Raw genomic sequence first — 11,374 nt, 5'->3', positions numbered from 1 at the left:
ACTTATGATAATTTATCACAATATCAAACAATGAAAAAGTGCTTCATAGAGTGTGAATAATGCATTTTATCAAATCATGAAGCACAAATGATATATTACTACATACTCTAAGTATTTTTTTCTATTGAGATACGCATACCCTACATCTATTTTTCCTTCATAGTAGTTATAGACATTTGATGATGATAAATTAATGCATTTTCTTCAAGAATTAAATTACGCCACTCAGTGTCTAAAATCTGACGTTCTAAAAATAACTTCTCACGATGAACCGTATATAAACGTGTTTGATATGTAATAATCACCACTAATAGTGCCGAGATAAGTATTGCTATTAATAACAATAAAGGAACCTTACCATGGTGCATTAAATCTATAAAAATAATCTGTGGTAAATTATATCGTCTATTTTTCATTCTCTAATACGCTCAGCAACACGCAAAACAGCGCTACGTGCACGTGGATTGCTAATAACTTCAGCTCTACTCGGTGTGATTTTACATATTTCCTTTAGATGATGCATCTCTAGTAGATGGATCTGTGTTTCTGATATCGGTAAACCATTTGGTATCTGTACCCTGCCACTGTGCGATCTTATAAAACGTTTTACCAAGCGATCTTCTAGTGAATGAAAAGTAATAATGGATAAACGACCACCATCTTTTAAGATATTTAATGCACCATGCAGTACCTGTTTTATCTCCTCGATTTCATTATTAATCACGATACGAATTGCTTGAAAGCTACGCGTGGCGGGATGCTTGAACGTATCTTTACGTGGTATTGCAGTATTAATGACATTAGCAAGATCGGCAGTACGAACAATGAGACGTTCCTGATTTCGTTGTACAATAGCATGCGCGATACGTTTGGAAAAACGTTCTTCGCCGAAAGTCCTTAATGCCAGGGAAATTTCCTTTTCTTTAGCATAACGTAACCATATAGCAGCTGACTTTCCACACGTTGGATCCATCCGCATATCTAATGGTCCATCTCGCATAAAAGAAAATCCACGTTGCGCATCGTCTATTTGAGGGGAAGACATACCAAAATCTAAAATAATTCCGTCAATTTTTCTTGTCAATCCACGCGCTTCCATACATTTAGCCATAGATGAAAAGAAACCATGAATAATAGTAAAGCGAGAATCAGTGAGCTCAGATGCAGCAATAATTGCCTGTGGATCGCAATCCATGGCATATAAATGACCACCGGCACCGAGCTGCGCAAGAATTACACGCGAGTGCCCGCCTCTGCCAAATGTACCGTCTATATAAATACCGTTAGGCTGAATATTGAGCCCATTCACGGCCTCATCGATTAATACTGGTATATGTTTAAAAATCTCCCTCATTATACTCTCATCAATACTTAAATAATCTAATATAAATATCATAATTACTATGATGCATATATCTTGTATGGTTCTGTTGCGAAATAGACCTTCTTTTCACTCAAAAAATTCTTTATATCTCGTACATATACATAACTATATACCTGAATAATAATACTGATAGTATATATATACTATGATGATCACACAATCAGTCAAAAAATCATTGTAGACTTTTATATAAGAAGCATCCTATTAACATACACTGAAAATATTCTCTATGTCTACATTCAAGTTTTATTTTCTGCGTTAAATATTGTACCAGAAATGCACCCCAGTACATTGTACATTGATAAGGATTAATGTGAGTAAAATAATACTAAAAAAGGAACACATACATGCATACAATGCAATCCCATTCGATTGCTGTGAATATCCAACACATATGAGGAAATAAGATAGACAACTACCCTTTAATATGAGACATCAATTACACATCTATATATCATATGTATACATAGCATCTTATGTTACAGCGCGCACAAATTTGTCTACAGTATCCAATAGCTCAAAAAGAATCATGGTGTCAATATACTATAGTAAGCACATTAAGATACCATCACTGCCCTTTATTAAAAATAATATACACCTGATTAATCTCAATATATATTGTAGCTCATGCTAATTAGCCCCGTACTATACGATATATAATGATCTTTAAAAATCATACGTACTAAAAAGTTATCCTTTACTTAGCTATGTCTCAGATGACTACTAAATATACGCAAGCATATTATTACACCATAATATGAAAATACATCCACTACTAAGTGATCAGTACAATAGTTATCTTATATATCTATCAATATCCTGTGCACAAAATGGACATATACATAATATCACATATACTTCATAGCCATATCATCCTCAACATTAACTATCTCTAGTATTTACCATAATGGTATAATTATAGGACTTTAACCACTAATGAATTAATACTTTACATAGAAGAAATGAATATTCTGTACTCTAGCATAGTTTAGTGGTATCTTATTGAAACGCAGAAAATAAAGATAATAGAATGACTGTGTGTACATTCAATGAGATATTGTCAATGTTATGTAATACTACCTGTAATATGTTGTACCTTATTTACCGATAATGTACATAAAGTAATCACATACGATAAAAAGATATAATCTCTATTATCTCTATGCCATATTAGAAATCTACGTCACATATGATATTGTATAGACTTGTGTGCAATAAGAATAGACAATGATGCACGCATAGTTCTGCGAACCAAGATAAATTACCAAAAAGAAATTTTCTTTTGTACCTTATAGTTTGCAGAACAATACATCACAATGGATATTGTGGATGAAAAACAACTTCGATTACAATGCGATAACAGCTACTAATTATGCTTGGCATCAAGTATCATGTCTACAAAAATAAAAATATAATATAGTATATGAGGTAATGATGTTGAGTATACACTCAGCTTCTGATTCGCTCCTCTCAAAACCTTCTGTAATTATAGTTCATCATCCTCCGGTGCATCAGTAACCTCTATATGCTGATATCCATCCAAAAATATTGCTACAAGTGAGAGAGATGATAATAATACACTATTAAAAATAAATGCAATCATTCTATCGCACGTATACAACAACTACACTTACTTATGCGATAAATGAGCACAAACATAATAATAAATCAACAGACTAAAATATATACATATTATGTATAATTTTACTTTACTAATTTCTATTGACTTACAGCATTATTTTATCGGAAAAACTCATGAAAGTTACAGTATTTGGTATTGGTTATGTGGGTTTAGTGCAAGCTGCTGTTTTAGCGGAAGTTGGCCATAATGTCCTCTGCATTGATATTGACGATATCAAAATTAAAAAACTAAAGAAAGGTGATATTCCTATTTTTGAAGCTGGTTTACAGACCCTTATTACACAAAATTATCAGTCAGGACGCCTGCAGTTTTCCTCTCATGCAGAAGAAGGTGTGCAGCACGGGTTGGTGCAGTTTATTACTGTTGATACCCCCGCAGAGAAAGATGGATCCGTAGATATAAAAAATGTGTTATCTGTATCACGCACTATTGCTCAATACATGCAAGATCAAAAAATAGTACTGAATAAATCTACTGTGCCTGTTGGAACAACTGAATATATACGTCAGGTAATCAAAAAAACACTACAAGGTCGCGGTGTAAACTTTCTCTGTGATGTGGCCTCTAATCCAGAGTTTTTAACAGAAGGCACAGCTGTTAATGACTGTATGAACCCGGAACGCATTATCATTGGTACTGATAATGGTAATATTATTGATCTCCTACATGAATTATACAAACCATTTAATCAGAGTCATAATTGTATATTATTCATGGATATACGTAGCGCTGAACTCACAAAATATACTGCAAATTGTATGTTGGCGACAAAAATTAGTTTTATGAATGAAATATCTAATGTAGCAGAACGACTAGGTGCTGATATTGAAAAAGTGCGTCAAGGTATTGGTGCTGATTCACGCATTGGATATTCCTTTATTTATCCAGGTTGTGGTTATGGAGGATCTTGCTTACCAAAAGATATGCAAGCCTTAATACGCACTTCTCAAAATATAGGGTACTCTCCAAGGATCCTCCAGGCAGTAGTAGACGTCAATTCTTTCCAGAGAAATAAATTGCCCACTTTAATTAAGCGTCATTTTAGAGATGACTTACGAGGAAAAACTTTTGCCTTATGGGGGTTGTCCTTTAAACCTAACACAAACGACATGCGTGATGCTTCGAGCAGAGTATTAATGGAAGAACTATGGAAAGCGGGCGCTGTGATACAAGCGTTTGATCCAGAAGCTATGCATGAAACAAAGCGTATTTACGGTCTTCGTCATGATCTTAAACTTATGGAAAGTAAAGAACTAGCTCTACAAAATGCAGACGGTCTTATTATCTGCACAGAATGGCAACATTTCCAATATCCTGATTTTACTTTGATGAAAAACAAACTTAAAACCCCTGTAATTTTTGATGGTCGTAACATTTATGACCCAGAAAAACTTAAACAATACGGATTCATTTATTATGCTATTGGGCGGGGGGCATCGCTTCAAAAAAAACTATAATCAGATTATATATCACTCATAAGTACGTATCAGAAGAATCATTAAAATTTTACCCTATAAAGATAACATGTCTCTTCAATTAATATCCATGAATACCCCTTATAACCATTGCATCAATATCAACCTTATGAAAGTTCTTACCTGTACTGTCTGTTAGAAAACTATGCGCTACTGTGATACAAACATTACAGTATATAGCACATATAAACATATCAATACTCATGCTGATACTCTAATTTAGGAGACTTGAAAACTAAGAGTATAGGGTAATTTTAATAAAAACAACTCTCTTGCATTACATTCGTAATCAATATACTTTAACTAAAATGCCCAATATTTTGCAAAACAACATGGGAAAATACACACTATACATCTAGATGTTATATATCAATATATCTACTATACATATCATATATATTACTTCTATACTATTGAATTTTACATCATATAATCATGTTTAATGCATGATCTCGCCAGTATTTATAAAATTATTTTATAAATCTATCACTACATCATGAGAAAAAACATTCTATCTATGCATAATTACAGACTCTAAGAAGTGCCTCCCACTGTTAGATGATCTACTTTTAAAGTCGGCTGACCAACACTGACAGCTATATTTTGTCCTTCTTTGCTACAAACCGAAACCCCAGTATCTAGTGCAAGATCACTGCCAATCATTGAAATATTCTGCATCACTTCAATACCAGACCCAATCAATGTAGCCCCCTTAACGGGTTTAGTCACCTTACCATTTTTAATTAAATAAGCTTCCGAAGTAGAAAATGAAAATGAGCCGGATGTGATATCCACCTGACCACTGCTTAATGTGGTGATATATAAGCCAAAATCAACACTTTCAATGATTTCTGCAGGTGTTGAATTTCCAGATAATATATATGTATTAGTCATACGTGGTATTGGTAAATATGCATACGATGCACGACGTGCATTACCAGTGGATACAACACCCATTAGACGTGCATTCATTTTATCTTGCATATAACCTTTTAAAATACCTTTTTCAATTAGTATGTTATACTTACCTGATACACCTTCATCATCAATGGAAAGAGACCCTCGTAAACCATCGAGAGTACCGTTATCGACTACGGTACATAGTTCAGATGCTACTTTCTCACCTATCTTTCCGCTAAACAAAGATGTGCCGCGACGATTAAAATCGCCCTCTAAACCATGGCCAACTGCTTCATGCAAAAGAACCCCAGGGCATCCTGCTGCTAAAACAACAGGGAATGAACCTGCCGGAGCTGATACAGCATAAAAATTTACTAACGCCATTCGTACTGCATTTCGAGCCCATGAGATTACCCGAACTTCACCGTCTATTTGATCTAAAAAAAACTCATAACCATAACGACCACCGCCACCATAAATACCTTTCTCAAACTTTCCATGATCCTCTATTTGTACGCGCATAGATAATAAAACAAGAGGGCGAATATCAGCTGCTAACGTACCGTCAGTTGCTGCAATTAATACTTGTTCATACGCCCCTGTTAAATTGATTGTCACATCCTGAACACGTTTATCCACCTGACGTGCTGCCATATCAATCTGATGTAGTAAACTAATTTTATCTTCATTGGTTAGGCTATTTAATGGATCCTGTGTGCTATAACGAGGATAATGTGTCTCTTGTTTAAAAACACTACACTTACACTGTCCATTATTAGGTTCTAATATAATACTACGCGCAGCCAGTGCGCTTTGACGTAAAGATTTTAGTGTAATACTATTAGCATAGGCAAAGCCCGTTTTTTCACCCACGATAGCTCGAACCCCTACACCATTCTCGACAGAATATGAAACATTTTTAATAATCCTATTCTCCAGCATCCATGATTCATTATAAATATATTGAAAATATAAATCACCGTAAGTTAACTTTCGTTCGGAAAGATAACCTAAAACGGAAGTTAAATCTTTCTCACTTAAATTATTTACAGAAAGTAATTGCTCACTTACTATATGTATACTCATGCATATTCTCTTAAATTATAGATAGGTTCACAAATATCTAGCACTATCATGGATCATGCTATAACTGAAATTATAATGGTATTATTATCATCAGGATTATTTTTTGCAAAATTTGTCACTGTTCATACTACATCTACTATAAGTTATAAAATGCATTATATACTCCTCCATCATTATTGTGTTTTTAAGAAAACATGCAAAATATCTATCTTCATAGAATCTCGAAAGACACATAATATTCCTGCATATCCCTCTGCACACAAGTATTGTATTTAACACTCTATTATACTGTAGCACATAGCATCGGCACATCAAAACGATTGCACCTACAATAAATCAGTACACATATACACGCATTATTAGTTTATGCTGAATAAAAAGAAGTGGTACCATAGCTCATTAAACGCTTAAAGCGACGATCTAGTAATTCTTTTATACTAAGTGATTCCAGATCAGATAAATCAGTTAAGAGTTGGTTCTTCAATGTCTCGCTACTGACTAGTGGATCACGATGTGCTCCACCAAGAGGTTCAGGAATAACGGAATCAATGAGATTTAACTCTTTTAAACGAGGCGCAATAATAGCCATTGCTTCAGCCGCTACAGATGCCTTATCTGTGCTCCTCCATAGGATCGAAGCGCAACCTTCCGGGGAAATTACCGCATATATACTATACTGTAACATGTTCACTTTATCGCCTACACCAATTGCTAACGCTCCTCCTGATCCACCTTCACCAATAACCGTACAGATTACTGGAACTCTTAATCGAGACATCTCACGCAGATTATGAGCAATAGCCTCTGCTTGTCCGCGCTCTTCAGCACCCACACCAGGGTATGCACCAGGTGTGTCAATGAATGTAATAATCGGCATTTTAAAACGCTCAGCTAATTCCATAAGACGTAATGCCTTACGATAACCCTCAGGCGCTGGCATACCAAAGTTACGACGAATTTTTTCTTTCGTTTCACGCCCTTTCTGATGTCCAATGATCATTACAGGGCGCCCAGAAAGGCGCGCTAAACCGCCAACAATAGCTTTATCATCTGAATAAACGCGATCGCCTGCTAGCTCATCAAAATCAGTAAATATAGTATGAATATAGTCTAAGGTATGGGGGCGCAAAGGATGTCGAGCTAATTGCGCAACTTGCCAAGCACTTAAACTAGCAAAAATCTTGCGTGTCATATCGACACGTTTATGACGTAAGCGCTGGATTTCTTCATCTAGATGTAGATGAGTATGTGTATCCTGACGACTTACTGCTTTTAATGAATCAATTTTTTCTTCAATCTCTATTAGAGGTTGCTCAAAATCAAGGTAATGCAAACTCATGCTAATCCTATTTTAATCAAATTCTAGTGTTACTTCTTTGGATCCTATTAATGATCTTAAATCATTTAATAAAGAATCGTTAAATGTAATTTTCCAAGATGCACCTATACGTAAATTTTCTGTAGTCGCCCCTTTCTTATAGTATAAGTTAACAGGAATACCCTCTTCTTTTCGATATGGTACAAGTAAGACATATATACGCTGTATGAACTGTTTACCTATTTGTCCATCGTTAAGATATAGTCCAAGACTGCGTACATATCTTTTGCGAGCCATATGAAGATCGATAATATCACGGGCTACTATCTTCATCCCTCCAGTAAAATGATCTAAACTCACCTCGCCACGAACAATCAGAATACGATCTTTTTCTAAAAAATGCTGCAATTTATCTAAAACATCAATAAATATTTTTAATTCAATACGACCTGAGTGATCTTCTAGTGTACATACTCCTATTCGATTACCATTTTTAGTGTCTATAACTCGAGCGGATACCACTAAACCTGCAAGAGTAGTCATTTTTCCCCTTTTAGTGGGGGATATATCCTTCAAACTCTGTTCGCTCACATAGCGCTTTATTTCTTCTAAATATGGATTAATTGGATGACCCGTTAGATAAATCCCTAATGTTTCTCTCTCGTAATTCAATCGGATATTTTCTGGCCATGGCTGCACTTCTAAATATTTTTCTTTTACTCGCTCATGAGGTCCCGATAGCACCCCGAATATATCTGTCTGTCCAATCTCTAATGCCTGAGTGTACTGGTTAGCAGTTTTTAAAGCATCTGGTAAAGCCATCATTAAAGCAGCACGATTTTGACCAAAACAATCTAAAGTCCCAGACATAATTAATTTCTTGAAGACTCTATTAGTGACTTTTTTAGTGTTTATACGGCCACACAATTCAAAAATATCATAAAAACAACCGCCTGTATTACGTGCTTGCGTAATATCTAGGATGGGATTAGCGCCAACTCCTTTAATTGCTCCCATGCCATAAACAATCTCCCCTTGATCATTAACATGAAAGTTATATAAACTGGCGTTAATATTCGGTGGTAACACCCTTAAACCCATTCGTAAACATTCAGCTATCAAAACAACAATTTTATCCGTATTATCCATATCAGTATTCATTACGGCTGCCATAAATTCAGCTGGATAATGCGACTTTAACCATAAAGTCTGATAAGATAGTAGAGCATAAGCAACAGAATGTGATTTATTAAACCCATATCCCGCAAACTTCTCTACTAAATCAAAAATTTTTACTGCCAACGCACCATTTATGCCATTTTTTCTTGCGCCATCTTCAAATATTTTTCGTTGTCGCGCCATTTCTGTCGGATTTTTTTTCCCCATGGCGCGACGTAACATATCTGCAGCACCTAAGCTATACCCAGAGAATACTTGAGCGATCTGCATAACTTGTTCTTGGTATAAAATGATTCCATAAGTTGATTCCAGCACTGGTTGAAGTAACTCATGCTGCCATTGTACATCCGGATACGAAATATTTTCTCGTCCGTGCTTACGATCAATAAAATTATCTACCATGCCAGATTGTAATGGTCCAGGACGAAATAAGGCCACTAACGCAATTATATCTTCAAAGCAATCAGGCTTTAACCTGATCATTAAATCTTTCATACCACGTGATTCAAGCTGAAAGACCGCAGTGGTTTCCGCGCGTTTTAACATATCAAAACTTTTTTTATCTTTGAGAGAAATGGAAGCAAGATTAATCAATGTATCCGCACTTTTTTTCCGACGGGTGTTGATCATGTCTAATGCCGCATCAATAATGGTTAAAGTACGTAAACCCAGCAAATCAAACTTTACTAAACCGGTATATTCCACATCATTTTTATCAAATTGAGTAACTGGATTATTCCCTTTTTCATCACAATATAAGGGTGCAAAATCAGTAATCTTTGTTGGGGCAATCACCACACCTCCAGCGTGTTTACTAGCGTTACGAGTGACGCCTTCGAGCTTTCTAGCCATATCAATCAAAGCTTTAACTTCTTCATCTCTCTTGTATAGCTCTATTAAATGAGAAGAATATTTCAATGCTTTTTCTAGTGTCATACCAGGCTCTAGTGGAACCATTTTAGATATACGATCAACAAAACTATAAGGATGTCCTAATACACGTCCTACATCCCGAATGACTGCTTTCGCTGTCATAGTGCCAAAAGTAATAATTTGTGAAACCGCTTGACGACCATACATTTCTGCTACATGTTCAATTACTAAGTCTCGTTTGCTCATACAGAAATCGATATCAAAATCCGGCATGGATATACGCTCAGGATTCAGAAAACGTTCAAAAAGTAAATTAAACGCTAGTGGGTCTATATCTGTAATATTTAACGCATATGCAACTAATGAGCCTGCACCAGAACCACGCCCGGGACCAACTAGCACAGAATTTGCCTTAGCCCACTGAATAAATTCCATAACAATTAAAAAATAACCTGGAAAACCCATCTTATTAATCACTTGTAACTCACTATCAAGTCTTTGATCATAATTAATGCGATGCAGAGCACGAATTTTCTGATTTGTGAATAAAGACGCCAGGCGTACTTCTAAACCTTTTTTAGACTTTTCAATAAGAAAATCTTCCGTAGAGACCATGCCAGTTGGGAATTGTGGTAAAAAGTATGCACCGAGCTGGAGGGTAACATTGCAACGACGAGCAATTTCTACGCTATTTTCTAATGCCTCTGGAATATCCGAAAACAGATAGCACATCTCCTCCTCAGTACGCAAATATTGCTGTGGACTATAAAATCGAGGACGTTTGAGATTATTAAGAGTGTATCCATGGTGAATGGCTACTCGAATCTCATGAGCATCAAAATCTGATTCAGAGATAAAGCATACTTCATTGGTGGCTACAATAGGAAGACCTAGTGATACTGCTAACTCTACTGCTTGATGCAAGTATATCTCTTCATCTCGTCGTCCCGTACGACTTAATTCAAGATAGTAGTGCTGAGGAAAATATTTCTGATAAAATTCCATAAACACTTGCACGTTGTTCTGATCACCACGTAATAAGGCTTTACCAACATCACCTTTATATCCACCGGATAGCAAAAGTAAACCTTTATGGTGCTCAACTAACCAATGCCGTTCGATTGTGGGACCAGATACAGCATAACCCCTGCGGTAGGCCCTAGAAATTAATAAAATTAAGTTTTGGTAGCCATGATTGTTCATTGCTAGAATAGTAATTTGTGCTAGCTCCTTTCCTAGTTCTTTGCAATTCATGTTCAAATCAACACCAATGATTGGCTTAAGACCTATTGCATGTGCTGCATTATAAAACTTAATTAAACCAAACAGATTATTAAAATCCGTAAGACCCAGAGCTGGCATCCCAATATTAGCTGCATGATATACCAGTGACTCTATTTTTGATAATCCATCTATCATTGAGTAATCACTGTGGACGCGTAAATGAATAAAACGAGGTTCCGGCATCGTAATTCCTATGTAATCTTGAGGAAGGGGTAATATCGATGCTGCAATAA

Annotated in this window: 6 protein-coding genes; 1 reads left to right on the top strand and 5 read right to left on the bottom strand. The window is 35.7% G+C overall.

What is annotated here, in order from left to right; all coding sequences use genetic code 11:
• Positions 1-146: 146 nt before the first annotated feature.
• Positions 147-416, bottom strand: a complete 270-nt coding sequence (gene ftsL / locus ERCILAFE3058_RS01055) for a cell division protein FtsL (RefSeq protein ID WP_157989637.1) — start codon at positions 414-416, stop codon at positions 147-149.
• On the bottom strand, positions 413-1,354 hold the full coding sequence (gene rsmH, locus ERCILAFE3058_RS01050) for a 16S rRNA (cytosine(1402)-N(4))-methyltransferase RsmH (protein WP_157989636.1): 942 nt from the start codon (positions 1,352-1,354) through the stop codon (positions 413-415). The genes ftsL and rsmH overlap by 4 nt, the downstream gene beginning before the upstream one ends.
• A gap of 1,785 nt (positions 1,355-3,139) precedes the next feature.
• Here rsmH and ERCILAFE3058_RS01045 point away from each other — a divergent pair.
• Entirely contained in the window at positions 3,140-4,483 is a 1,344-nt protein-coding gene (locus ERCILAFE3058_RS01045; RefSeq protein WP_157989635.1) for a UDP-glucose dehydrogenase family protein, read from the top strand.
• 552 nt (positions 4,484-5,035) lie between these two features.
• Here ERCILAFE3058_RS01045 and tldD read toward each other — a convergent pair.
• The 3 genes from tldD to dnaE form a co-directional block, all read right to left on the bottom strand.
• The gene (gene tldD, locus ERCILAFE3058_RS01040) at positions 5,036-6,487 is read right to left on the bottom strand and encodes a metalloprotease TldD (protein WP_157989634.1); all 1,452 of its coding nucleotides are present in this window, start codon (positions 6,485-6,487) and stop codon (positions 5,036-5,038) included.
• Positions 6,488-6,851: 364 nt separating this feature from the next.
• On the bottom strand, positions 6,852-7,826 hold the full coding sequence (gene accA, locus ERCILAFE3058_RS01035; RefSeq protein WP_157989633.1) for an acetyl-CoA carboxylase carboxyl transferase subunit alpha: 975 nt from the start codon (positions 7,824-7,826) through the stop codon (positions 6,852-6,854).
• A 12-nt stretch (positions 7,827-7,838) separates the two neighbouring features.
• Positions 7,839-11,324, bottom strand: coding sequence for a DNA polymerase III subunit alpha (dnaE, locus tag ERCILAFE3058_RS01030; protein ID WP_157989632.1), 3,486 nt, complete (start codon positions 11,322-11,324; stop codon positions 7,839-7,841).
• Positions 11,325-11,374 lie beyond the last annotated feature (50 nt).

It is taken from the genome of Candidatus Erwinia haradaeae, from assembly GCF_900698955.1.
Lineage (GTDB): Bacteria > Pseudomonadota > Gammaproteobacteria > Enterobacterales > Enterobacteriaceae > Erwinia_E > Erwinia_E haradaeae_G.
The sequence above is the reverse complement of the archived record's forward strand: the minus strand, read 5'-3'. Positions and strand labels throughout refer to the sequence as shown.

What these genes read in the sequence shown, in the direction of transcription:
- ftsL (WP_157989637.1), bottom strand. Translation starts at nt 416, where the DNA reads ATGAAAAATAGACGATATAATTTACCACAGATTATTTTTATAGATTTA.
- rsmH (WP_157989636.1), bottom strand. Translation starts at nt 1,354, where the DNA reads ATGAGGGAGATTTTTAAACATATACCAGTATTAATCGATGAGGCCGTG.
- ERCILAFE3058_RS01045 (WP_157989635.1), top strand. Translation starts at nt 3,140, where the DNA reads ATGAAAGTTACAGTATTTGGTATTGGTTATGTGGGTTTAGTGCAAGCT.
- tldD (WP_157989634.1), bottom strand. Translation starts at nt 6,487, where the DNA reads ATGAGTATACATATAGTAAGTGAGCAATTACTTTCTGTAAATAATTTA.
- accA (WP_157989633.1), bottom strand. Translation starts at nt 7,826, where the DNA reads ATGAGTTTGCATTACCTTGATTTTGAGCAACCTCTAATAGAGATTGAA.
- dnaE (WP_157989632.1), bottom strand. Translation starts at nt 11,324, where the DNA reads ATGCCGGAACCTCGTTTTATTCATTTACGCGTCCACAGTGATTACTCA.